This is a genomic window from Erwinia aeris (assembly GCF_041224955.1).
GTDB lineage: Bacteria > Pseudomonadota > Gammaproteobacteria > Enterobacterales > Enterobacteriaceae > Erwinia > Erwinia aeris.
On the sequence record NZ_JBGFFX010000006.1, the window covers coordinates 166,366 to 189,825 of the forward strand.

Annotated in this window: 22 protein-coding genes and 1 tRNA gene; 15 read left to right on the forward strand and 8 right to left on the reverse strand. The window is 58.7% G+C overall.

What is annotated here, in order from left to right; translation table 11 throughout:
• The 7 genes from AB6T85_RS11885 to AB6T85_RS11915 all read left to right on the forward strand — a co-directional run bounded on the left by AB6T85_RS11885 (nucleotide 1) and on the right by AB6T85_RS11915 (nucleotide 6,137).
• Nucleotides 1–852, forward strand: a complete 852-nt coding sequence (locus AB6T85_RS11885) for an isochorismatase (RefSeq protein WP_253460234.1) — start codon at nucleotides 1–3, stop codon at nucleotides 850–852.
• A complete protein-coding gene (gene dhbA / locus AB6T85_RS11890) occupies nucleotides 849–1,601 on the forward strand; it encodes a 2,3-dihydro-2,3-dihydroxybenzoate dehydrogenase (protein WP_253460237.1) in 753 nt (250 codons plus the stop codon). Before AB6T85_RS11885 ends, dhbA begins: the two co-directional genes overlap by 4 nt.
• Nucleotides 1,601–2,023: a hotdog fold thioesterase gene (locus AB6T85_RS11895; RefSeq protein WP_253460240.1), complete on the forward strand. Its 423-nt coding sequence runs from the start codon at nucleotides 1,601–1,603 to the stop codon at nucleotides 2,021–2,023. The genes dhbA and AB6T85_RS11895 overlap by 1 nt, the downstream gene beginning before the upstream one ends.
• A 72-nt stretch (nucleotides 2,024–2,095) precedes the next feature.
• Nucleotides 2,096–3,142 (forward strand): 7-bladed beta-propeller protein YncE, encoded by a 1,047-nt coding sequence (yncE, locus tag AB6T85_RS11900; protein ID WP_369895657.1) that lies wholly within the window; start codon nucleotides 2,096–2,098, stop codon nucleotides 3,140–3,142.
• A 120-nt stretch (nucleotides 3,143–3,262) separates the two neighbouring features.
• Nucleotides 3,263–3,937: an antitoxin Xre/MbcA/ParS toxin-binding domain-containing protein gene (locus AB6T85_RS11905; RefSeq protein ID WP_301730432.1), complete on the forward strand. Its 675-nt coding sequence runs from the start codon at nucleotides 3,263–3,265 to the stop codon at nucleotides 3,935–3,937.
• Entirely contained in the window at nucleotides 3,930–4,595 is a 666-nt protein-coding gene (locus AB6T85_RS11910) for an RES family NAD+ phosphorylase (RefSeq protein ID WP_301251062.1), read from the forward strand. The genes AB6T85_RS11905 and AB6T85_RS11910 overlap by 8 nt, the downstream gene beginning before the upstream one ends.
• Nucleotides 4,596–4,703: 108 nt before the next feature.
• The gene (locus AB6T85_RS11915) at nucleotides 4,704–6,137 is read left to right on the forward strand and encodes a glycoside hydrolase family 1 protein (protein WP_369895658.1); all 1,434 of its coding nucleotides are present in this window, start codon (nucleotides 4,704–4,706) and stop codon (nucleotides 6,135–6,137) included.
• Here the strand turns inward: AB6T85_RS11915 and uxuR are convergent.
• Nucleotides 6,130–6,918, reverse strand: coding sequence for a Uxu operon transcriptional regulator (gene uxuR, locus AB6T85_RS11920; RefSeq protein ID WP_301251161.1), 789 nt, complete (start codon nucleotides 6,916–6,918; stop codon nucleotides 6,130–6,132). The two genes, AB6T85_RS11915 and uxuR, sit on opposite strands and share 8 nt — an antisense overlap.
• A gap of 231 nt (nucleotides 6,919–7,149) precedes the next feature.
• Nucleotides 7,150–8,328, reverse strand: a complete 1,179-nt coding sequence (gene uxuA / locus AB6T85_RS11925; RefSeq protein ID WP_369895659.1) for a mannonate dehydratase — start codon at nucleotides 8,326–8,328, stop codon at nucleotides 7,150–7,152.
• A 398-nt stretch (nucleotides 8,329–8,726) separates the two neighbouring features.
• Between uxuA and AB6T85_RS11930 the strand changes: the two genes are divergently transcribed.
• Entirely contained in the window at nucleotides 8,727–10,028 is a 1,302-nt protein-coding gene (locus tag AB6T85_RS11930; RefSeq protein ID WP_369895660.1) for an MFS transporter, read from the forward strand.
• A gap of 13 nt (nucleotides 10,029–10,041) precedes the next feature.
• Nucleotides 10,042–12,453 (forward strand): glycoside hydrolase family 31 protein, encoded by a 2,412-nt coding sequence (locus AB6T85_RS11935; RefSeq protein ID WP_369895661.1) that lies wholly within the window; start codon nucleotides 10,042–10,044, stop codon nucleotides 12,451–12,453.
• A 64-nt stretch (nucleotides 12,454–12,517) separates the two neighbouring features.
• Here AB6T85_RS11935 and AB6T85_RS11940 read toward each other — a convergent pair.
• A tRNA-Asn gene (locus AB6T85_RS11940) sits at nucleotides 12,518–12,593 on the reverse strand.
• 290 nt (nucleotides 12,594–12,883) lie between these two features.
• On the opposite strand from AB6T85_RS11940, the gene AB6T85_RS11945 reads away from it, so the two are divergent.
• A complete protein-coding gene (locus AB6T85_RS11945; protein ID WP_253460258.1) occupies nucleotides 12,884–14,023 on the forward strand; it encodes a Gfo/Idh/MocA family protein in 1,140 nt (379 codons plus the stop codon).
• 117 nt (nucleotides 14,024–14,140) lie between these two features.
• Here AB6T85_RS11945 and AB6T85_RS11950 read toward each other — a convergent pair whose 3' ends face one another.
• Nucleotides 14,141–15,595, reverse strand: coding sequence for an AMP nucleosidase (locus tag AB6T85_RS11950; RefSeq protein WP_301251040.1), 1,455 nt, complete (start codon nucleotides 15,593–15,595; stop codon nucleotides 14,141–14,143).
• A gap of 145 nt (nucleotides 15,596–15,740) precedes the next feature.
• Here AB6T85_RS11950 and AB6T85_RS11955 point away from each other — a divergent pair, with 145 nt between their 5' ends.
• A complete protein-coding gene (locus AB6T85_RS11955; RefSeq protein WP_301251039.1) occupies nucleotides 15,741–16,400 on the forward strand; it encodes a nucleotidyltransferase family protein in 660 nt (219 codons plus the stop codon).
• Nucleotides 16,375–16,560: an XdhC family protein gene (locus AB6T85_RS11960; RefSeq protein ID WP_253460269.1), complete on the forward strand. Its 186-nt coding sequence runs from the start codon at nucleotides 16,375–16,377 to the stop codon at nucleotides 16,558–16,560. The genes AB6T85_RS11955 and AB6T85_RS11960 overlap by 26 nt, the downstream gene beginning before the upstream one ends.
• Before the next feature lie 32 nt (nucleotides 16,561–16,592).
• Here AB6T85_RS11960 and AB6T85_RS11965 read toward each other — a convergent pair whose 3' ends face one another.
• The 4 genes from AB6T85_RS11965 to AB6T85_RS11980 all read right to left on the reverse strand — a co-directional run bounded on the left by AB6T85_RS11965 (nucleotide 16,593) and on the right by AB6T85_RS11980 (nucleotide 21,006).
• Nucleotides 16,593–18,875, reverse strand: a complete 2,283-nt coding sequence (locus tag AB6T85_RS11965; protein WP_369895663.1) for a xanthine dehydrogenase family protein molybdopterin-binding subunit — start codon at nucleotides 18,873–18,875, stop codon at nucleotides 16,593–16,595.
• Nucleotides 18,872–19,870, reverse strand: a complete 999-nt coding sequence (locus tag AB6T85_RS11970) for an FAD binding domain-containing protein (protein ID WP_369895664.1) — start codon at nucleotides 19,868–19,870, stop codon at nucleotides 18,872–18,874. The genes AB6T85_RS11965 and AB6T85_RS11970 overlap by 4 nt, the downstream gene beginning before the upstream one ends.
• On the reverse strand, nucleotides 19,867–20,358 hold the full coding sequence (locus AB6T85_RS11975; protein ID WP_369895666.1) for a (2Fe-2S)-binding protein: 492 nt from the start codon (nucleotides 20,356–20,358) through the stop codon (nucleotides 19,867–19,869). Before AB6T85_RS11975 ends, AB6T85_RS11970 begins: the two co-directional genes overlap by 4 nt.
• A gap of 204 nt (nucleotides 20,359–20,562) precedes the next feature.
• On the reverse strand, nucleotides 20,563–21,006 hold the full coding sequence (locus tag AB6T85_RS11980; protein WP_253460278.1) for a type II toxin-antitoxin system RatA family toxin: 444 nt from the start codon (nucleotides 21,004–21,006) through the stop codon (nucleotides 20,563–20,565).
• A 302-nt stretch (nucleotides 21,007–21,308) separates the two neighbouring features.
• Between AB6T85_RS11980 and AB6T85_RS11985 the strand changes: the two genes are divergently transcribed.
• From AB6T85_RS11985 to AB6T85_RS11995, 3 genes are all read left to right on the forward strand, one after another.
• On the forward strand, nucleotides 21,309–21,671 hold the full coding sequence (locus AB6T85_RS11985; RefSeq protein ID WP_253460281.1) for a type II toxin-antitoxin system RelE/ParE family toxin: 363 nt from the start codon (nucleotides 21,309–21,311) through the stop codon (nucleotides 21,669–21,671).
• On the forward strand, nucleotides 21,659–21,958 hold the full coding sequence (proR, locus tag AB6T85_RS11990) for a transcriptional regulator ProR (RefSeq protein WP_253460284.1): 300 nt from the start codon (nucleotides 21,659–21,661) through the stop codon (nucleotides 21,956–21,958). Before AB6T85_RS11985 ends, proR begins: the two co-directional genes overlap by 13 nt.
• A 236-nt stretch (nucleotides 21,959–22,194) precedes the next feature.
• Nucleotides 22,195–23,427 carry an MFS transporter gene (locus AB6T85_RS11995; RefSeq protein ID WP_369895667.1) on the forward strand — a complete coding sequence of 411 codons (1,233 nt, stop codon included), beginning with the start codon at nucleotides 22,195–22,197 and terminating at the stop codon, nucleotides 23,425–23,427.
• Nucleotides 23,428–23,460 lie beyond the last annotated feature (33 nt).

A 23,460-nucleotide genomic window follows, 5' to 3' on the forward strand; every position in this document is an offset into this window, starting at 1 on the left:
ATGACTATCCCTGCACTAAAAGCCTATGCGCTGCCTGCCGCCGCCGACCTGCCAGAAAACAAGGTCAAATGGACGTTTGAACCCGCCAGGGGCGCGCTGCTGATCCACGATATGCAGAACTATTTTATTAATTTCTGGGGCGAAGACTGCCCGATGATCAAACAGGTCATCAGCAATATCGCCGCGCTGCGTGAATACTGCCGCCAGAACGGCATTCCGGTTTACTACACGGCGCAGCCTAATCATCAAAGCGATAAAGACCGCGCGCTGCTGAACGATATGTGGGGGCCGGGGCTGAATAAACATCCGGAGCAGCAGAAAGTCGTAGCCGAACTGGCGCCGGAAGAGGGTGACGAAGTGCTGGTGAAATGGCGCTACAGCGCCTTCCATCGCTCGCCGCTGGAGCAGCACCTGAAAGAGACCGGCCGCGACCAGCTGATTATCTGCGGCGTGTACGCGCATATCGGCTGCCTGACCACCGCTATCGATGCCTTTATGCGGGATATCCAGCCCTTTATGGTGGCGGATGCGCTGGCTGACTTCAGCCGCGACGAGCACCTGATGGCGCTGAAATACACCGCCGGTCGCGCCGGGAAAGTGGTGCTGACGGAAGATCTGCTGCCGGTGCCGCTGAGCATGGCGCAGCTGCGCGCGCTGGTGCAACCGATGCTGGATGAGGACGAAACGCCGGAAGAGGATGAGAACCTGATCGATTACGGCCTGGATTCGGTGCGCATGATGGCGCTGGCGGCGCGCTGGCGTAAAGTTTACGGCGATATCGATTTTGTGATGCTGGCGAAAGAGCCGACGCTGGCGGCCTGGTGGCGTCTGCTGTCGCGGGAGCGCGCATGAGCCTCGATTTTACCAATAAACATATCTGGGTAACCGGTGCCGGTAAAGGCATTGGCTATGCCACCGCGCTGGCCTTTCACGAGGCGGGCGCGACGGTAGTCGGGCTGGATCTCGCTTTCCCGCAGGCCGATTACCCGTTTCAGACCGTGGAGCTGAACGTGGCCGACGCGCAGCAGGTAAAAGCGGTATGCCAACGGCTGCGGCCGGAAACGCCGCGACTGGACGTGCTGGTCAACGGTGCGGGCATTCTGCGGATGGGCGCGACGGATGAGCTGGACGTGGCGGACTGGGAAGCGGTGATGGCCGTCAACGTCGGCGGCGCGTTTAACCTGTTCCAGCAGACCATGCCGTGGTTCCGCGAGCAGCGCGGCGGCGCTATCGTCACCGTGGCGTCGGACGCTGCGCACTGTCCGCGCATCGGCATGTCGGCCTACGGCGCGTCGAAAGCGGCGCTGCGCAGCCTCAGCCTGACGGTTGGCCTGGAGCTGGCCTCTTTCGGCGTGCGCTGCAACTTGGTGTCGCCAGGCTCGACCGATACCGATATGCAGCGCACGCTGTGGAAAAGCCCGGATGCCGAACAGCAGCGCATTCGCGGCTTCGCGGAGCAGTTTAAAGTCGGTATTCCGCTGGGCAAAATCGCCCGGCCAGAGGAGGTCGCCAGCACCATCCTGTTCCTTGCGTCCGATCAAGCCAGCCATATCACGATGCAGGATATTGTGATCGACGGTGGCAGCACGCTGGGGGCGTAATGACAAAATCTATCTGGAAGCGCCAGCTGAGTCTGGATGAGCTTAACCGCATGGGCGACGGATCGATGGTCGCCCATCTGGGCATGACCTTTACGCTGCTGGAAGAGGCCAGGCTGGAGGCGACCATGCCGGTCGATGCCCGTACGCAGCAGCCTTTTGGCCTGCTGCACGGCGGCGCGTCGGTCGCGCTGGCGGAAACGTTAGGATCGATGGCCGGCTTTTTGACCAGCCAGGAAGGGCAGTGCGTGGTCGGCACGGAGATTAATGCCAGCCACCATCGCGCCGTGACCGGCGGCCTGGTGCGCGGCGTGTGTCAGCCGCTGCATCTGGGCAGAAGCCAGCAGGTCTGGGAAATCGCTATCTATGACGATAGGGACAGGCGCTGCTGTACCGCAAGATTGACCACGGCGCTGCTGGGCTAATTTTCGGCCCGCCGCCGCAAGACAGCGCGTCGGGCCGCTTTACCTCTGATCATTCAGTTACATGGAGAGAATATGAACGCTACCTTCAGCCGTGGAAAAGGCTACCTGTTAACGCTGGCGCTGTTTGCCGCCGCGATCCCCGCCCACAGTGAAACCGCTGAACCGCTGCGCCAGCCCGTTGCCAAAGGCGCTTATGAAATGGCTTACAGCCCGTCGCAGCAGGCGCTGTATGTGGCCACTTCCGGCAGCCGCCAGCTGGATAAGGGCGGCGTGGTTTACCGCCTCGATCCGCAGACCCTGGCCATTACTCAGGCGATCCACAACGACCTCAAGCCCTTTGGTACGGCAATCAACAATAAAACCGACACGCTTTTTGTCGGCAACACGCTGGACAGCACGGTCACTGCGATCGATGTAAAAAGCGGTCAGGTAAAAGGACGTCTGGTGCTGGATGCGCGTCCGCGCAGCGAAAATTTCCGTCCGCTGGCGCCGCGTGAGCTGGCGGTAGATGAAAATACCAATACGGTTTATATCGGCGGCGTGGGCGAAGAGAGCCGCATCTGGGTGGTGGATGGCGATAAGCTGACGCTGCGCCATACGCTGGAGGGCTTAGGCAAGCACGCTACCGGCCTGACGCTGGACACCGCCGCGCACCGCCTTTACGCCACCGGCGGCGATAACGAACTCTTCACTTTCGACACCGCCAGCAATAGGCTGCTTGGCAAAGTGAAGCTGGCAGAGGGCGAGCACTTCTTTCTGAATATCAGCCTGGATCCGGCCACGCATCGCGCCTTTATCACCGACTCTAAGCAGCCTGAGCTGCTGGTGGTGAACACCGAAGACGGCAAGGTCATACAGAAGGTCGCCGTGCCAAAATCGCTGGCGGTGCTGTTTAATCCGCAGCGCAATGAAATTTATGTGACCCACCGTGAGGCGGGCGAAGTCAGCATTATTGACGGCAAAACCTATAAAGTTGTCAAAACCCTTAAGGCGCCGACCCATCCAAACAGCCTTGCGCTGTCGCCGGATGGTCAGACGTTGTATATCTCCGTTAAGCAGGCTTCTTCCCGCAAACAGGAAGTCGCCGCGCCTGACGAGGTGATGCGCGTCGCGCTGTAATCCGTTGCCCCGATCGCTGACGTCGGGGCTTTATCTTTACGTTTCCGTTCAAAAAGCGACCTTGTCAGTAATGATGGTTATGTTATATTGCTCATAACTACCATCACCAAGGATAAAGCTATGAGCGCCATTCCGGGTTCTTCAGGTATCGCGACGCTGGTAGGCACTCCGAAAGAGATCCAGGCCCGTTTAAATAAGTCTCAGGCCGATCGCGTATTGGCCATGACCTTTGTTCATCAACAACCGGGCGTGGTCGAGACGTTAACGGAAAACATTATGAACATGACCGTTTCTTTGCTTGAGGTGCTGCGGGAGCGTCAGGAGCAGTCATCGCTGGAGCGGCTGGCGGAAATCATGCTGCCGTCGGCGCCGGTCTCGCCAACGTTGCTGAAAGAAGCCGCTATGCTGATCCAGGCCCGTAAGGCCGTACTGGAAAGCGGAGACTGGCTGACGGCGGCAGAAGTGGCCGGGCTGGCCGGGTTCAGCGCGCGCAACCCCAGCGCGCAGCCGCATAAGTGGAAAAAACAGCAGCAGATTTTTACCATTCAGCATCACGGTATTGATTACTATCCTGCCTGGGCTCTGGCGGCGGACACCGGGTTCCGGCCCTGTAAGGCGCTGGCGGAAATCATAAAAATCTTCACCGATAGCAAGGACGGTTGGGGAATGGCCTACTGGTTTCGGGCCGACAACAGCGCCCTGGGCGGCAGGCGTCCGCAGGATTTGCTGCTCAGCAGCCCGGAACAGGTAATAGAAGCAGCGAAAGATGAGGTAGAAGGCGTTGAACATGGCTAGCTCTGCCGATGCTTTACTGCTTCCCGCTCCCACGGCAGAGCTTGCTGTTACCCTGACGCTCCTTAACGCCGGTGAAAAGCTACACCGTATCCATCTGGATAAATATCAAGCGACGCAGTTTAATCCGGGCCTTAAAGGCAATGCGCGATTCAGCCCCATTAAAGATGAGGAAGATCGCGCTATTCCCACGCTGTATGCCGGTACGACGTTTTCCTGCGCGCTGATGGAAACGCTGTTTCACGACGTTCCGCATACCGCCGGGTTCAAAAGCATGGACAAGGCAAAGTTTACCGGCCAGCAGCACTCGGTTATTGAGGTAACGGAAGCGCTGAGGCTGGTGGATTTACGCAGCCTGGCTTTACACAAGCTCGGCCTGAAGCGTAGCCAGCTAATCGATACCGAAAAAGATTGCTATCCGGCCACCCGAAAATGGGCCGAAGCTATTTATTGCCAGTGTCCGCAGGCGCAGGGATTGCTCTGGATATCCAGACAGGATGACGCGGCGCGCGCCATCGTGCTTTTTGGCGATCGCCTCGGCGTAAAAACGCTACGGCCCACGGGCGTTTCCCGTTCTCTGCTACAGGATCACGGCACCTGGTTTAAAGTGCTGGAGCTGGCAGAACGCATAGCGCTGACCATTGTGCCCGCACGGCATTAATCGGCTTCTTTCCTGTCTGCCATCCTGCTTTTGCTTTAAAATCGTCGCTGGTACAAATCTTGTCATCAATTGCCGTTAAAACTTGCCGTTTTAAAAAGGATGAATGCAATGAAAGAAAGATTTCCGCAAGGCTTTATGTGGGGCGGCGCGACCGCCGCGAATCAGGTAGAAGGCGCCTACAACGAGGATGGCAAAGGGCTTTCCATCGTGGACGCCATTCCCGGCGGCAAGTCCCGCCTGGCTATCGTTTCCTCGCCTGATTTTGATTTCACCCTCGACCCTTCCCGCTACACCTATCCCAACCATAAAGGCATCGATCACTATCACCGCTTCCGCGAGGATATCGCGCTGTTTAAGGAGATGGGCTTTAAGTGCTATCGCTTCTCCATTGCCTGGACCCGCATCTATCCAAACGGCGTTGAGCAGCAGCCCAACGAAGCGGGCCTGCGTCATTATGATGAGGTGATTGCTACCTGTCTTGCGCACGGCATCGAGCCGGTTATCACCCTTTCCCATTATGAAATGCCGCTGCATCTCGCCACCGAATTCGGCGGCTGGAAAAATCGTGAAATCATTGAGCATTTTGAACGCTTTGCCCGGACGGTGCTGGAACGCTACGGCCAGAAAGTAAAGTACTGGATGACCTTTAACGAGATCAACAGCGCGGTACATTTCCCGATGATGAGCCAGAGCCTGACGGTAAAAACCGGCGCGCTGGATCCGCAGGCGAAGTTCCAGGCGTGGCATAACCAGTTTGTCGCCAGCAGCATGGCGGTGAAAATCGCGCACGAAACCAATCCCGCCATTCAGATTGGCTGCATGATTATCTACGCTACCGCCTATGCCTTTGACTGTAACCCGCTTAATCAGCTGGCCACGCTGAAAGAGATGCAGTCGTTTAACTTCTACTGCGCCGACGTGCAGGCAAAGGGCGACTACCCTTATTACGCCAAAAGCCTGTGGAAATCGCTGGGCGTGACGCTGGATATCCAGCCGGGCGACATGGCGTTAATCAAAGCGCATACCGTGGATTACATCGGCTTCAGCTACTACATGTCCACCACCATCAATAAAACCGCGGAAGCGGAATCCGCTCAGGGCAATCTGCTGGGCGGCGCGCGTAACCCGTTCCTGGAGGCCAGCGACTGGGGCTGGGAAATCGATCCTGTCGGCCTGCGCATCGGGCTGAATCAGCTCTACGATCGCTACCAGAAGCCGCTGTTTATTGTCGAAAACGGCCTGGGCGCCATTGATAAGCCGGATGAAAACTTCCGGGTGGAAGACGACTACCGCATCAACTATCTGCGCCAGCATATTGAAGCGATGGCGGAAGCGATTGACGACGGCGTCGAGCTGATGGGCTACACGCCGTGGGGCTGCATCGACCTGGTCAGCATGTCCACCGGCGAAATGAGCAAGCGCTACGGCTTTATCTATGTCGATCTGGACGACACTATCTCCGGCACCGGCAACCGCTATAAGAAAAAATCCTTCTACTGGTATCAGCAGGTAATTGCCAGCAACGGCAGCGATCTCAGCTAAGATCGGCCTGGCCGTTGGCCGTATCCAGCGGCCAGGAATCAAACAGATAGCCGTCAAAATCGAGATCGTCCACGTCGGAGAACTGCAGCAGGCGGTGCTTTACGTTTTCCAGATGCTGCCACATGGCCAGCTTCGCCGCGCGGGCATCCTTTTTAATCAGCGCCACGAGGATCTTTTTATGATCGCTCAGCCACTCTTTACGGTAGTGGGTGTTATCGAGGTGGCGGTGTAGCTGGCTCCACATGGTATTGTTTTCGCGCCACTGCCAGGACTGCTTAAACAGTTCGACCAGCATACTGTTGTGCGTCGCCTGGGCTATCGCCAGATGAAAGTTCATGTCGCCGTTTTCGGTTTCATTGACCGCGCCGGAAGCCAGCTCCTGCTCCTCCAGCTCCAGCGCCTGGCGCATTTTGCGGATATCGTCGCGCGTGGCCTGGATGGCCGCGAACCCGGCGATATTGCTTTCCAGCAGCTGCCGCGCCTGCAGCATTTCAAACGGGCCGGCGTCGTTACAGGCGCTTTCCGCCGCCGCAGGCGCCTGCGGCGTAGCGCGATCGGCCAGTACGAAAATCCCCGCGCCGCGCCGGACTTCAACCAGTCCTTCCAGCTCCAGCATGATCAGCGCTTCTCGCACCAGAGTTCGGGTCACGTTCAGCTTTTCGGCGATTTCACGTTCAGGCGGCAGACGCTCGCCGACGGCGTAAGGCTTTTGCGCGATCAGCTTACGAAGCATTTCGCCGACTTCCTGGTAGGGCCGCTGTTGAGAGGGAGTTAATTTCATCATGTTCTTTTAAGTTGCTGGGCTGACCGGTGTTATCACCGCCGTGAGCGGCTGACTATAGCATATTGATGGCAGCGGGCGGGCCAGCTGCGGGCAGCAATTGACCAGGCCGGACGACAAAGACTACGGCGCGAAACAGCGCGCCGCATTGTTGATGCAGATATCCCGCGCCATGCCGCCCGGCAGCCCATAAATCATTATCCTTAAACAGCAATGCTCACTCAGCAGGCACTAAAAAAAGGCGCGATGAACTGCAAGCTCCACGCCACGCACTTCCGCCAGGCCTTTCAGGCGGCCAATCGCCGAATAGCCGGGGTTGGTTTGTTTGTGCAAATCGTCCAGCATCTGGTGGCCATGATCGGGCCGCATCGGAATAAGATCTTCTTTGCCAGCCGTTTTACGCCGATGTTCCTCGTGGGCGATCGCTTTGACTACCGCATACATATCGACATCGCCCGCCAGGTGAGGGGCCTCGTGGAAGCTGGCGGGATTTTCTTCGCGTCGGGTGGCGCGCAGATGGGCAAAATAGATACGCGGGGCGAACTGTTCAAATATGGCGACCAGATCGTTATCGGCCCGCACGCCCAGCGACCCGGTACAGAAGGTAAAGCCGTTAGCCATGCTGCTGACCGTGTCGATCATCCACTGCCAGTCCTCAGCGTCAGAGACAATGCGCGGCAGACCGAGAATAGGGCGCGGCGGATCGTCCGGGTGCACCGCCATCCGCACGCCGACGGCTTCCGCTACCGGAATAATATGGCGTAAAAAGTGGCTGAAATTTTCGCGCAGCCGGGCTTTATCGATAGCGGCATAGCGCCGAAGCTGCGCGCGCAGCCGATCCAGGGTATAGCCTTCTTCCGCGCCCGGCAGTCCGGCAATAATATTACGCACCAGACGAGCCTTGCTTTCCTCGCTCATGGTTATAAACCGCTCTCTGGCTTCGGCAATCACCCTGGCGCTGTAATCCTGTTCTGCACCGGGCCGCTGTAAAAGATGCAGATCGAAAACGGCAAAGGCGATCTGATCGAAACGCAGCGCCTTTGCCCCGTCAGGTAAAGTCCAGCCCAGATCGGTGCGCGTCCAGTCCAGCACGGGCATAAAGTTGTAGCAAACAGTAGTGATGCCGCACGCGGCCAGGTTGCGAAGCGTTTGCTGATAATTTTCTATCCACCGCTCGCACTGCCCGCTACGGGTTTTGATCTCTTCATGAACGGGGACGCTTTCCACCACTGACCAGACCAGCCCGGCAGCTTCGATCAGCGTCTTTCGCTCGCGGATCGCCTCTTGTGACCACACCTCGCCGTTGGGAATAGCGTGCAGGGCGGTGACGATGCCCGTTGCGCCAGCCTGTCTCGCATCTGCCAGCGAGACGGGATCCTCGGGGCCATACCAGCGCCAGGTTTGTTCCATTTTCACCTCCATGCTCTTAGCTAAACGCGACGCGTGCCGCCACACGTTAACGGACAGCGCGGGCTGGCCGCACGGTGTCCCGCTCTGTTACGGGCAGAATTAGTTATCCGCATAAATAAGTCAACCAAAATGGATTATTTGGTTAACCTCATCACAAATATATTATCACCCTGGCGACCCTTGACAGGAACTGTGCTTCACTCCAGCTCGGATGCCAGTGCTGCTTTGCTGAAGTAAGTCCCTGCGGCAGCTTGCCCTTGCGGGCTGTGGGCGCATCTGAGCTGATGCTTTTACGGTATCAGATCGATTGATAATCAGGACGACCTCGCCTTTAATTGGTTGACCAGTATTGTGGCCAGGCGCAAAGCCAGGGCGGTGTCATTGAAAGGGAGAAGCAGATGAACCGCAGTTTAGAGCGACAAATAAGCGCAGCAGGCAGCAAACGTACCTTCCCCAATCTGCGATGGTGGGTACTCATCCTGTTTTTAACCGGCGTCACGGTTAACTATATCACCCGCAATTCATTAGCTATTCTGGCGCCCGAGCTGAAAACCAGCCTGGGCATCACGACGGAACACTATTCCTGGATCGTGGGCGCTTTTCAACTGGCCTACACCCTGTTTCAGCCGGTTTGCGGCTGGCTTATTGACGTTATCGGGCTGAAAATCGGATTCCTGATTTGCGCTACCGTCTGGGCATTGACCTGTTTGCTCCATGCCGGCGCGGGCGGCTGGCTACAGCTGGCGATCCTGCGTTTTGTTATGGGCGGCGCAGAGGCGGCGGCCACGCCCGCCAATGCCAAAGTACTGGGCGAGTGGTTTCCTAAAAAAGAGCGGCCGATTGCGGCCGGCTGGGCTGGCGTGGGCTTTTCCATCGGCGCGATGCTGGCGCCACCCATTATCTATTTTGCGCACGCCGCCTTCGGCTGGCAGGGCGCTTTTCTGTTTACCGGCTTTCTGGCGATGGCGTGGGTCGGATTATGGGCGCTTTTTTATCACAATCCGGCCGACCATCCCAATCTGAGCGCAAAAGAGCTGGCCCTTATCCAGCAGGATAATGAACCGCCCGCCGTGAAACAGAGCTTGTTTCGCGCGCTGCGTTCGGTAGGCAAAAACAAGCGATTCTACGGGATAGCCATTCCGGCCTTTATGGCCGAACCGGCCTGGGGCGTATTAAGTTTTTGGGTGCCGCTCTATCTGGCAAACGATCTGGGTATGGATTTAAAGCAGATCGCCTTATTCGCCTGGCTGCCGTTTCTGGCCGCCGATCTGGGCAGCATAGCCAGCGGCTATCTGACGCGCCTCTATACGCGCCTGTTTGGCTTTACGCAGGTCAACGGCGTGGTCGCCAGCTCGGTCACCGGCGCGTTTCTGATGGTATCGCTGGCGCTGGTAGCCGTTACCAAAGATCCCTATATCGCGATTGCCTTGATTTCCGTGGGCGGCTTCGGGCATCAGATTATCTCCTGCATGCTGAGCGCGTTGGTGGTGGAAAAGTTCGATAAAGGCGAAATGGCAACCGTAAACGGCATGCGAGGCTCTTGCGCGTGGATCGCCAGCTTTCTCTTTTCTCTGCTCATTGGCCTGACGGCGGACAAAATCGGCTTCAATCCGCTGTTTATCGCGATGGGATTTTTCGATCTGATCGGCGCACTGTTTCTGATCGCTTTTATTGCTGAACGCCGCGCCGCACGCGCCTGAAGGGAAGATAACGATGAAAACGCTTAAGCACTGGAGCCTGAACGCTTCGGACAAAAATAGTATTGAGCTCAGGGTGGATAACCGCCATCTGCTGTGCCTGTCGGTACTGGAACAGGCGCTAATCCGGGTCACGCTCAAACGGCATGGGCAGTTTGCTTTGGATCGTACCTGGAGCATTGCGCCGCAGGAGGATGTGCCCTGGGAAGGGCGGCCGCGTGAAAGCCTGGCGGGTTTCTCCCTGCCGGGCTACGCGCTGACGGAGCAGGATGACAGGCTGATTATCGCGACGGAGCAGCTGCGGGTGACGGTTCATCAGCCGCTGTGGCTGGAATGGCACTATCGGAATAGCGGCGGAGAGTGGGTGTTTCTGGCCAGCGATCGCCCCAGCGGCGCTTACCTGCTTAACGCTCATGGCGACGGCGTGGCGCACTATCAGCGGCGGATGAGCGACGATCGCTATTATGGGCTGGGAGAAAAAGCGGGCGATCTGCAACGTAACGGCAGGCGTTTTGAGATGCGCAATCTGGACGCTATGGGCTATAACGCCGCCTCGACCGATCCGCTTTATAAGCACGTGCCGTTTACGCTGACCCATCGGAGCGGGGCCAGTTTTGGGCTGTTTTACGACAACCTGAGCAGCAGCTGGTTTGATTTGGGGAACGAGCTGGATAATTATCATGCGCCCTATCGGCGCTGGCAGGCGGAAAGCGGCGATATCGATTACTACTTTTTTGCCGCCGCGCGGCTGGTCGACGTCACTAAAGCTTTTGTCCGGCTGACCGGAAAAACCTGCTTCGGGCCGAAATGGAGCCTGGGCTACAGCGGCTCTACCATGCACTACACGGACGCGCCGGATGCGCAGGCCCAGCTGTTAAATTTTATCCGGCTGTGCCAACAGCATGCGATCCCCTGCGACTCTTTCCAGCTCTCTTCCGGCTATACCTCGATTAACAACAAGCGCTATGTCTTTCACTGGAATCATGACAAGGTGCCGCAGCCGGAAGCGATGACCGGGGCTTTTCACCGGGCAGGCCTGCGGCTGGCGGCCAATATCAAACCTTGCCTGCTACAGGATCATCCCCGCTATCAGGAAGTGGCGGAAAAGGGCTTCTTTATTCGTGATTCAGAAAGCGATGCGCCGGAACGCTCCGTGTTCTGGGACGATGAAGGTTCCCACCTCGATTTCACGCATCCTGGCGCCATCGCCTGGTGGCAGGAAAATCTTACCGGTCAGCTGCTGGCAAAAGGCATTGATGCCAGCTGGAACGACAACAATGAATATGAAATCTGGGATGGCGAGGCGCGCTGTTACGGCTTTGGAAAAGCGATAGCCATTAAGCATCTTCGTCCGGTCATGCCGCTGTTAATGATGCGGGCCTCAATGGAGGCGCAGCAGCGCTTCGCGCCGGATCAACGGCCTTTTCTGATCTCTCGTTCGGGCTGCGCCGGGATGCAGCGCTATGTGCAGACCTGGAGCGGCGATAACCGCACCAGCTGGCAGTCGCTTCGTTACAACATCCGAATGGGCCTGGGGATGAGCCTTTCCGGCCTGTATAATGTGGGGCATGACGTGGGCGGTTTCGCTGGCGACAGGCCCGACGCGGAACTCTTTGTGCGCTGGGTGCAAAACGGCGTGATGCATCCTCGGTTTACAATTCACTCCTGGAACGATGACGGCACCGTCAACGAACCCTGGATGTATCCGGCCGTCACGCCAGCCGTGCGTGAAGCCATCGCCTTGCGTTATCGCCTGCTGCCTTATCTCTACACGTTGCTCTGGCAGGCTTATAGCGAAGACGAGCCAATGCTGCGGCCGACCTTCCTCGACCATGAGCATGATGCGCAGACCTTTGCGGAATGCGACGAGTTTATGCTGGGTCGCGACCTGCTGGTGGCCAGCGTGGTAGAGCCGGGGCAGCGCGAGCGGCGCCTGTGGCTGCCGGATAACCCGAACGGCTGGTACGACTTTTACACGCACCAGTGGTACAGCGGCGGCCAGTGGATCACGCTCGCCGCGCCGCTGGAAAAGCTGCCGCTGCTGGTACGTGCCGGAGCGGGGCTGCCGATAAGCGAGCGTTTACAGCATGTTGACGCCCGCGCCGACGATAGCCGGGAGCTGCTTCTGTTTCCGCAGAGGGGGATCGGCACCGCCAGCGGCTGTCTTTTTGAGGACGATGGCGAATCATGGGGTTATAAAGAAGGCCGGGCGCTGTTGCTGCACTGGGAGATGCGCTGCGAGGCGGATGCTGTACGGGTAAGCTTTTCCCGCCAGGGACAGTTTAAACCGGCATGGCGGCGGCTGGCTGTCTCGTTGCCCGCAGGCGAACGCCGCCGCCTGTTTATTAATGAGGTTGAACAGGCCGATGGGGGCGGAATAGCGGTGGCTGATATAGCGCAAGAGGCGTGGCAGGGGCCGGCGCGCTAACCGGCGCTGGCCCGGCAAAAAGCAAAAAGCCCGCTCAGGTAACCCTGAGCGGGCTTTTCAAATCTGGCTCCTCTGACTGGACTCGAACCAGTGACATACGGATTAACAGTCCGCCGTTCTACCGACTGAACTACAGAGGAATTGTTGGAACGGGGCGCATAATATCTATAGCGATTTGCGATGTCAAAGCCTGTTTGCACTTTTTTCGCTGACTGCTGCATTAATCGGCAATTAAGCGGCGGGCATCGCCCGACGCGAAAAACGCCGTCGGCCAGGCTTTGCGTAGCGCCTCGCAATCCGTGAATGTAACCGCTGAATAACGCAGCAATTTTCGTCAGCATGATCACGTTTATTTCATTTTCACATTGTTCAGACGGATTTTGAAATATACATTCCATCGACGCGCCTCGTTCACCCGTAAGGAACCCCAATGAAAAAGGTCAGGATAGGTTTGATCGGCACCGGCTATATCGGACGCTGCCACGCGATTGCTTATGCGCAGGCGGCCACCGTCTTTGCGCTGAAAGGCGAGATCGTGCGCGAGATGGTGGCGGAGGTCAGCCCGGCGGTCGCCAAAGCGCAGGCCGCGGCGCTGGGTTTTGCCCGCTGGACAGGGGACTGGCGCGAGCTGGCGGCAGACCCGGCGATCGACGTGGTGGATATCTGCGCGCCCAATTTTCTGCACAAAGAAATGGCGCTGGAGGCTATCCGCCACGGCAAGCATGTCTATTCTGAAAAGCCGCTGGCGCTGAGCGTGGCGGATGCCGAGGAGATGACGCGGGCCGCCGCGCAGGCCGGGGTGAAAACGCTGGTGGGCTTTAATTATATGAAAAACCCTACCAGCCAGCTGGCGAAAGAGATTATCGCCAGCGGCGAGATAGGCGAGGTGGTGCATTTTTACGGCACGCATAATGAAGATTATCTCGCCAGCCCGCAGGCACCGCTGGACTGGCACTGTCAGAAGGCGCTGGCCGGGCTGGGTGCGCTTGGCGACCTGGGCGCGCATATCGTTAATATGGCGCATTATCTGGTAGGCGAAATCCGCGAGGTTTCTGGCGATATGCAGACGGTGATCGGGCAACGTCCCGATGCAAAAAATCCCGCCGTGCTGCGCGAGGTAGAAAACGAAGATCAGGCCAGCGCGCTGCTGCGCTTTGCCAACGGCGCGCACGGCGTGATTGAAACGTCGCGTATCGCCTGCGGCAGCAAAATGGGGCTGACCTACGTGGTGACCGGCACGAAAGGAGCGATCCGCTACAGCCAGGAGAGAATGGCGGAACTGGCGCTTTATCAGCATGAGGACGCCGCCGGACGACAGGGGTTTAAAACCATTCTGACCGGCCCGGCGCATCCTGATTATGCTGCCTTTTGCATTTCTGCCGGACACGGCATCGGCTTTAACGATCAAAAAACGGTGGAAATCCGGGATCTAATCAACGGTATCGCGGCGGGCGATCCGATGTGGCCAGACTTTGCCGAAGGGCTACAGGTATCGAAAGTGCTGGAGGCGATAGCCGTTTCTGCGCTGGAGCGTCGCTGGATCGAGGTGCAGGGCACGTCCCGGTTTTAATGCGGCGTTTTTATGCTTTTTCGCCGGAGATAAGAATGACCACTTTAGCGATACCAGCTGCTGGCTTTGGCGACATCAGTCTCTGACAGGCGGAGGCTTCTACCTCCGCCCTGTTGCTCAGCGGAACGGCGGCTCGTTAAAGGTGCGAAGCTTACGCGAATGCAGCTTATCGCCCTCCGCGCGCAGCAGATCTATCGCGCAGATGCCAATCTGTAGATGTTCAGAGATCGCGCCTTCGTAAAAACGGTTAGCCTGGCCGGGCAGCTTGATCTCACCGTGGATCGGCTTATCGGAGACGCAGAGCAGCGTGCCGTAAGGCACCCGAAAGCGATAGCCCTGGGCCGCGATGGTGGCGCTTTCCATATCCACCGCTACCGCGCGGCTGAGGTTAAACCGCAGAGCGGAGGCGGAATAGCGCAGCTCCCAGTTGCGATCGTCCGTCGTCACCACCGTGCCGGTACGCAGGCGCTGTTTAACTTCTTCGCCCGGCATGCCGCTAACCTGTTTGGTGGCGTCAAACAGGGCGCGCTGCACTTCGGCAATGCTCGGTACCGGAATATCCGGCGGCAGTACCGCGTCCAGCACGTGATCGTCGCGCAGGTAAGCGTGAGCCAGCACGTAGTCGCCAATCGTCTGGCTTTCACGCAGGCCGCCGCAGTGGCCAATCATCAGCCAGGCATGCGGACGCAGCACCGCCAGATGATCGCAGATGGTTTTCGCATTGGAGGGGCCAACACCGATATTAATCAGCGTAATGCCCTGGCCCTCTTTGGCAATTAAATGCCAGGCCGGCATCTGGTGGTTTTTCCACGCCAGGCCGGAAATAGTGGTCTGGGGATCCGGCGTTTCGGCAGTCACGCAGATATTGCCCGCGCAGGAAAGCGCTTCGTAAGGCGAATCCGGATCTGCTATCTGCTCGCAGCTCCAGCGCACGAATTCGTCAACGTAGCGGGTGTAGTTGGTAAACAGCACCCACGACTGAAAATGCTCGACCGGCGTGCCGGTATAGTGACGCAGTCGCGCCAGTGAAAAGTCGGTGCGCAGCGCGTCAAAATGCGACAAAGGGAACTTTTCGCCCGGCTGGTAAAGGCCGTCCGCGTTCTCATCGCCAATTTGCGCCAGCTCGGTAGTCGGAAAATGCTGCGCCAGCCCGGCGCTCATGCTGCGATCCAGCCCCAGGTTGGAGCCGTCGATAACGTAAGGGAAAGGGATCTCCTGCTGCGAAGGCCTGACTTCCAGCGTTACCGGATACTCGCTGCAAAGCATGGAAAGCTGTTCGGAAAGATAGTGGCGAAACAGCGCGGGGCGGGTGATGGTGGTGGCATAGCTGCCGGGGCGGGTAAAACGGCCAAAGGCGCGCGACAGCTTGTGGCCCGCCGCATCACCCTGCCAGCTGACGCGCAGCTCCGGGTAAACAAACAGGCCGGCGGCGCGGCTGGCCGCATCCGGCAAGGTGCCTTCGCTGACATAGGTGGTAATCGCCTGGCGCAGCGCGCTGACCGCTGCTTCGTACAGGGCATCCAGCTTATCCAGCGCCTCGTCTACGGTTAATCCTGATGGTGGCCGCGTCATAAGTCTCTCCTGGGCGGTTATTGTTTTCTTAACAGCATGTTAGCTGAAATAAAGCGTGCGCGCTCAGGCGCAGTCTGAATTCATCCCCACAGGGGATAATTTGCGCTACGCTGGTAGCCCCGAACGTTAATAAGGGGAATGGGATATGGATAAGCATGAGCACAGGGAAAAAACGATCGGCGTTCTGGTTATCGCGGCCGGTCAGGGACAGCGGTTTACCGAAGCGGGTGGCGCAACCGATAAGCTCCAGGCGGCGTTCGCCGATGCGTCAGGGCAGGTAAAATCGGTGTTTGTTCACAGCTGCCAGGCGGCGCAGCAGAGCGGCCTGCCGGTATGCGTGGTGACGCGGCCCGCGCAGCAGGCCATTCGCGACTACTGTGAGCAGCAGGGCATTCCGACGGTGCTGGTGGAAAATACCCGCATGGGCGAATCGATCGCCGCCGGCGTTCGCCAGACGGCGGCATGGGACGGCTGGCTGATCCATCTGGCCGATATGCCCTTTATTTCTGCGGCCACGCTGCGGCTGGTAGCCAGTAAAGTGGTTGAGGAGGGGATCGTGCGTCCCGTTTTTCGCGCCAGTCCGGGGCATCCGGTGGGGTTTGGCCGCTGCGCTTTCAGGGCGCTCAGCGCCTTGACCGATGAGCAGGGCGCACGCAGCCTGCTGGTGCAGTTTCCCCTGTATACGATTGAGCTACAGGATGCGTCAATTTTGCAGGATATCGATCTGCCTTCACAGCTGCCAGCAGGAGAGAGCCCTGCTGTCGCTCAACGATCGGGTTATGCGCCAGGCGCTGAGCTGGACTAAAGATCGGCCCGTCTGGCTCTGTATCGTCATCAAAACCTGGGGATCGTCGCCTTGGGCAGTGGGATCGCTGCCGATCGTTGACGGGGGCGGTGCGGTTTGCGCCGGTAGGGCTGGCGATCGGCAGCAAAACGCCAGCCGAAACAGCGCTGGCGCCGCATAAAAATCGCGGGCCGTTTGCCAGCCCGCCTGCGGTTATAACAGCTTGTCCTGAGTGATGGGTAAATCGCGGATGCGTTTGCCGGTGGCGTGCCAGACCGCATTGGATATGGCGGCCGCCACGCCGACGATCCCCAGCTCGCCGACCGCTTTGCCGCCCAGCACGGTAGCCAGGTAATCCGGCTTGCCAACGTCAATCGTGGTCAGTTCAGGGATATCCGCGTTGACCGCTATCAGATAGTCGGCCAGGTTGGCGTTGGCTATCCAGCCGTCGCGATCGTCTATCTGTCCCTGCTCCAGCAGCGCCTGGCCAATGCCCATTACCATGCCGCCAATCCACTGGCTTTCTGCCAGCTTAGGATTGTAAACCCGGCCGGAATCAAAGGCGCCGACCATCCTTTTGACCCGCACCGTGCCGAAGTCTTCATCTACCGCGACTTCGACAAAGATAGCGCTCCAGCTGTGAGCCGACACGCCGCCATCGGTAGGCGGCAGCATCATAGTGGAAGTACGATCCGCTTTGTTGCGATCTTCCTCGCTGGCGGTTTTATCGAAGGTATCCTGATGCGCCACCAGCTTTTCGCGGCCGCTAAGCTTCAGCAGCTCGGCAAAGCTAATCCGTAATCCCGGGCTGTTGCTCAGCCAGAGATAACCGTCGGCCAGCGAGAGGGCGGAAGGCGGCTGCTGCCACAGCGGCGATTTCTCCGTGGCAGTCGCCAGCGTTATCAGCCTATCGCGCAGCGCCTGCGCGGTCTTATGCACCGCGCCGGTCAGCAAATTCGCCAGCTGCGAACCGCCCGCAACCGGCGCACGGGGCAGCAGCGTATCGCCAAGCGACACGGTGATGCTTTCCGGCGCAACCAGCAGCACGTCCGCCGCCGTCTGCGCCAGAATAGTGTAGGTGCCCGTGCCGATATCCACCCCGCTGCTCTGCACCTCAATACTGCCGTCAGCGGACAAAACAATCTGCGCCTCGCCGGGCGTACGGCGTACCGGATAGGTACCGGAAGCCATTCCCCAACCGATCAGCTGGCGGCCTTCGCGCAGGCTGCGCGGCTCAAGAGGACGTTTACTCCAGCCAAATGCGTCGGCGCCCTGTTGATAAGCCTCGCGCAGCTGGCGAGAGCTCCAGGGGATATTGGCCTGCGGATCCTGCTCCGCATAGTTTTTCAGGCGCAGCGCCAGCGGATCCATTTTTAGCGCCCACGCCAGCTCGTCCATTGCCACTTCCAGCGCAAAGGCGCTCGGGTTTTCGCCCGGCGCGCGCATCCAGCTTGGATTGACGGTATTCAGGTGGATCAGCTTGTGGTGCGATAAAAAGTTTGGCGAGGCGTACATCAGCGCCGTTACGGAATTACAAGGCTCCTTGTGCACATCGTTCAGCGCGGTTTCGTTCCAGCTGTCGTGCACGATAGCCTGTAACAGCCCGTCACGGTTGGCGCCCAGCGCCAGCTGCTGATGCGTGCGCGGCCTGCCGCCGAAAGCGGTAAAGGTCTGCGGCCGGGTCAGCGCCAGTTTAATCGGCCGGTTAAGCTCGCGCGAGGCCACGCAGGCCAGCGCGCTATGCGGCTGTATCCCGCCTTTGCAGCCGAAGCCGCCGCCGACAAAGGGCGAAATAACACGCACTTTTTCATGGTCGATCGCCATCCATTCCGACACCACCTGACGCGCGCCGCCCGGCCACTGGCTCGGTTCCCACAGCGTCAGGCTGCCGTTCTGCCAGTGCGCGATACAGCCGTGCGGCTCAATGGGTGAGTTGTATTCTCTGGGTGTGGTATAGATGCCGCCTACCTGCACCTCCGCCTGGGCCAGCGCGGGGATGGCGTCGCCCCAGTCAATCGTTAACGCATCCACCGTTTCTGGTTTAGCGTTGGGGTGGGTCGGATGCACCACAGGCGGCTGTTGTTCATATTCCGTCTCAATTAGCGCGGCGGCCTCGGTGGCCTGCTCCAGCGTTTCGGCCACGACCAGCGCAATATGCTGACCGTTCCACAAAACCTTATCGTCCTGCAACGGCAGAAAAGCCTGCGCCGCCGCGCCGCCTTCGCCAAAGGTTTTGGCTGAATGAATGGTTAATCCGCTTTCGTGGTTATACACCGCCAACACGCCGGGCGACTGGCGCGCTCGCTCGGTATGCATCGCGGTAATACGTCCATAGGCGATGGTTGACTGAACCACTACCGCGTAAGCGAGATTATCCAGCGATTTTTCGACAGCGTAGGTCGCCAGCCCCTGAATTTTCAGCCTGCCGTCGGCGCGATCCAGCGGGCTGCCTAAAGCCTGCTGACGACCGATCGAAGACGTTTCGAGCGTGCTCATACCAGACCTCCCACGGTCATCAAAGCCCTGGCGATAACGCGAGGCGCAAGAATAATTTTGTGCCCGTTATGCTGGCGGGCAATGGCGCCTTCCGTCACTTTTTCCGCCGCTTTGCGCAGCGTTTTCTCCTCCAGCCGCTGGCCTTTCAGCGCCTGCTCTACCTGGTAAGCGCGCCAGGGTTTGGTTGCCACGCCGCCCAGCGCGACGCGTACCTCTTTGATGGTCAGGTTATCTTCTTCCATCTCCAGCCCTACGGCCGCGCTGGCAGCGGCGAATTCGTAGGAGCTACGATCGCGCACTTTAAGGTAGTGCGAGCGGGCCAGCGTGGCGCTACGCGGCACCGTCAGGCTGACGATCATCTCGCCAGGCGCGAGCTGGTGTTCAAGATCGGGACGATCGGACGGCAGGCGGAAAAAATCGGTAACGGGAACGGAACGCAGTTCGCCCGCGCTGTTTTGCAGGTTCAGCACCGCGTCGAAAGCGGTCAGCGCCACCGCAAAATCGCCGGGATAGAGCGCGATGCAGCTGTCGCTGGTGCCCAGCACCGCATGATTATGATTCAGGCCGTTCAGCGCGGCGCAGCCGGAACCGGGGTTGCGCTTGTTGCAGGCGGACCAGGCCTGCGGATCGCGAAAATAGCTGCAGCGGGTGCGCTGTAGAATATTGCCGCCCAGCGAGGCCATATTGCGCAGCTGCGCCGAGGCGGCGAGCGAAAGGCTTTCCGCCAGCGCGGGCGCAAAAGTTTTTACCGTTTTGCTGTCGGCCGCCTGGCTCATCTTTACCAGGGTGCCGAGCGTCAGCTCACCGTCGCTGAGCGTAATATCATGCAGATCCTGCAAATGCGTAATATCCACCAGCGTGGCGGGACGCTCGACGCCGCACTTCATCAGATCCAGCTGCGTCGTGCCGCCAGCGAGAATACGCGCCTCTGGCTGGCTGGCCAGCGTCGTGGCCTGGCTGACGTCGGTCGCGCGTTGATAGTTGAACGATCTCATGATATGGCCTCCTGGCTCAGGCTGGCCGCCGCGTCCTTCACGGCTTTGACGATATTGGGATAGGCGCCGCAGCGGCATAAATTCCCGCTCATATATTCGCGGATTTCGTCATCGGAACGGGCATGGCCTTCTTTGATGCAGGCGACGGCCGACATAATTTGGCCGGAGGTACAATAACCGCACTGGAAGGCATCGTGGCGCAGGAAAGCGGCCTGCACCGCATGCAGCGTCCCGTCCGGCGCGGCCAGACCTTCAATGGTGGTAATATCTCTGCCCGCCGCCTGGGCCGCCAGCGTCAGGCAGCTCAGCACGCGTTCGCCGTCGATATGCACGGTACAGGCGCCGCACTGCCCCTGGTCGCAGCCCTTTTTCGAGCCGGTTAAACCAATGTGCTCCCGCAGCGCATCCAGCAGGGTAGTGCGCGGATCGACCATCAGCTGACAGCTTTCACCGTTGACGGTGAGCTGCAAAGGATAAAGTTGAGTCATTGTCGTCTCCAGATTGGGGAGGTCACTGACAGTGTGCGCAGCGCTTACTCATGTCGACACTGCCTCATTGCTCGAAATACAGGCATGCCTGAAAAGGTGAATGCGATCGCTCTTCTCAGAGGAGCGTATCGGAAAGATAAGGATAGTCAGATTTGGGAAAAAGGGCGCGCGGCAGTTTGCAGGCGCAGATGCCGCATCCTGGCTTCAGGCGTGCGAATAAATTTCCTCCGCCCGCTGAATAAATACGCCCGGCAGCATTCTGACCATCAGGCTGAAAAAAGGCGCGAGGGTCAATCGCAGCAGGCCGTTAGCGAAGCGATATTTCACCGCGAAAGTCACGGTACAGGTTTTTTCTCCCGTAGCCTCAAAAAACCAGTCGCCCTCAAACTGCGACAGAAAGGAACCGCTTACCAGCCGCAGATGCAGCGAGGAGGGGGGATGGAAAGTGGCGCGGGTTGTCAGGCTAAGTTCAGGAAACTGCTGAAAGCGCAACCCGATGCGCACCATTTTTGCTTCCGGTTGGCTGGCAAGGATCTCGACCTGCCGACACCAGGGCAAGAAGTCGGGATAAGCGGCGACGTCGGCGACAAGGTTATACATCTGGCTCTGGCTGAAATTAACCTGAATGCGTTTTTCAAAAGTTGTCATCTTAACCCTTAGCCTGTTTGGCATCGCGCGCAGCCAACATAGCCGCTGCTCAAGGCTAATAAGTTACTTTCTAACGCTTATTGATCGGCCGCAAAAGAATTCGTTACAGGCAGAAAACTGCGCTTTCCGAGGCACAGTTTTGCGAGCGGCGCTGCATTCACACTGCAAGCAAGGCATACGTGCACGCTTTCTCAGGAAAGCGCTTCTGGTTTTAGCAAACAGGCAGCGGCATCTTACAAAAAAAGCCGTCATTATAGTTTTACACCTATATAGGTCTGGAGCTATATTAACGGAGGCCGCATATGTGGTTGCTCAAAACAACGGACAGGTTTGACTGGTGGTTCAGCACGCTTCAGGATCACGAACGGGCAGCCGTGCTGGGTTCGCTGCTGGTACTGCGCGCAAGAGGGCCGGAGCTGCCACGTCCCAGGGCCGACAGCATTCAGGGTTCGCGCTACAGCAATATGAAAGAGCTTCGCGTGCAGTGCCGTGGCAAACCGATACGGATCTTTTTCGCTTTTGACCCACAGAGAACCGGCGTGCTGCTTTGCGCAGGCGGCAAAACAGGCAATGAAAAACGTTTTTATCGCGTGATGATCCCGATAGCCGATCGGGAGTTTACTGACTATCTGAACAGGACCAGAGGTAACGTATGCGTACATTAGAACAAATGCTGGCGGAAGAAGCACCGCATGTCGTGGCAGAAGCGGAAAAGCTGGCCGCAGAGATACAGCTGGATATTCAGCTTGCTGAACTGCGTGAGCGGGTGCAGAAAACCCAGAGCGAGATGGCGCAGGCGCTGGGGGTAAAACAGCCTACCGTGGCGGGCATGGAAAAGCCGGGGCGCGATATCAAACTTTCCACGCTAAAACGCTATATCGAAGCGGCGGGCGGCAAGCTGCAGTTGAATATTGAGCTGCCGGACGGCTCGCACTATGGATTCAAGGTGTAAAACCGCAGGCAAAAGGGCATAGGCAACGGGCCAGCCAGCCGTTATTATTTCACCCTCTTTTTTCAGGGTTAAAGGCAAAAGCAGGGAGGCGATAGCTGGCGGCATGAGCAGAAAAATCACAGGGCGCGCGGCGTCAAACCACAGCCCGTATCAAGGCTGCCCACGGGGAGGCGGGGATCGCACCAGTCCCTGCCTGAGCCGAAATCGCTCTCAAGGCGGTGCGCAGGGAGGCAGGTTTGAACGCTAAAGCCGCACTCCCGCACCGACAACATGCGTTCCGCTATGCGCCATTCAGAAACCTTTTTCTGGCCCGTTTCCTTACGGTGCTGGGCAACAGCATTGCGCCCGTTGCGCTGGCTTTCGCCGTGCTGGATATGGGCGGATCCGCAGCGGATTTGGGGCTGGTGGTGGCGGCGCGCTCCATTTTCAACGTTGCCTTTCTGCTGTTCGGCGGCGTGCTGGCGGATCGCTATTCGCGCAGCCTGGTGCTTTTTTCCTCCTCCGCCGTGGCTGCTTTGTCGCAGGGCGTGGTGGCATGGCTGGTGCTGGAAGGGATGGCGACTATCCCGCTGCTGGTTCTGCTCGGCACGGTGAACGGCGCAGCGGCCGGTATTGCGCTGCCTGCCTCCTCAGCGCTTGTACCGCAAACCGTCCCCTCGCCAACGCTGCGTCAGGCTAACGCCTTTATTCAGGTCGGCATCTATATCGGGACGGTGTTTGGCGCGTCGTTCGGCGGCGTGTTGACCAGCGCGGTTGGGCCGGGCTGGGGGCTTGCCGTTGATGCGCTGGGGTTCGCTGCCGCCGCGCCGCTCTATCGGTGCATCCGTATTAGCTATCAGCCTGTCGATGCGCCGGGTAATCTCTGGCTGGATCTGCGCGACGGCTGGCGCGAGTTTACGGCGCGTGCCTGGGTCTGGGCGGTGGTGGCGCAGTTTGCAGTGGTGAACGCTGCTTTTACCGGCATGGTCATGGTGCTGGGGCCGGTGATCGCCGACGCCTCTTTTGGCCGCACCCGCTGGGGCATGATGATTGCCGCGCAAAGCATCGGACTGATCCTCGGCTCCTGCGTCGCGCTGCGCTGGCGACCGCAGCGCGCGATGTTTATCGGCGTCATGCTGGTGGCGCTTTGTGCCGTTCCTGTTTTGCAGCTGGCGACCGGCGCGACGGCGCTGGCACTGATGGGCGGGTTTTGCCTGGCGGGCATGGGATTGGGGCAGTTTGGCGTGGTCTGGGCGCATGCGCTACAAACGCATATTCCCCGTGACAGGCTGGCGCGCGTTTACGCTTATGACGCTATGGGGTCTTTTGTTGCTATTCCTGTAGGCGAGCTGGCCGCCGGGCCGCTGGCGATCCGCTACGGCAATAGCGCCGTGCTGCTGTGTTGCGCTGCTGCCGTGGTTATCGCTACCGTTGCAACCAGCCTGGTTCCGGCAATAAGGCAGCTGAAAAGTAATGCATCGGTTAAATAGCAGCCGATGCCTGTGCCTTTGACAAAACGCCGG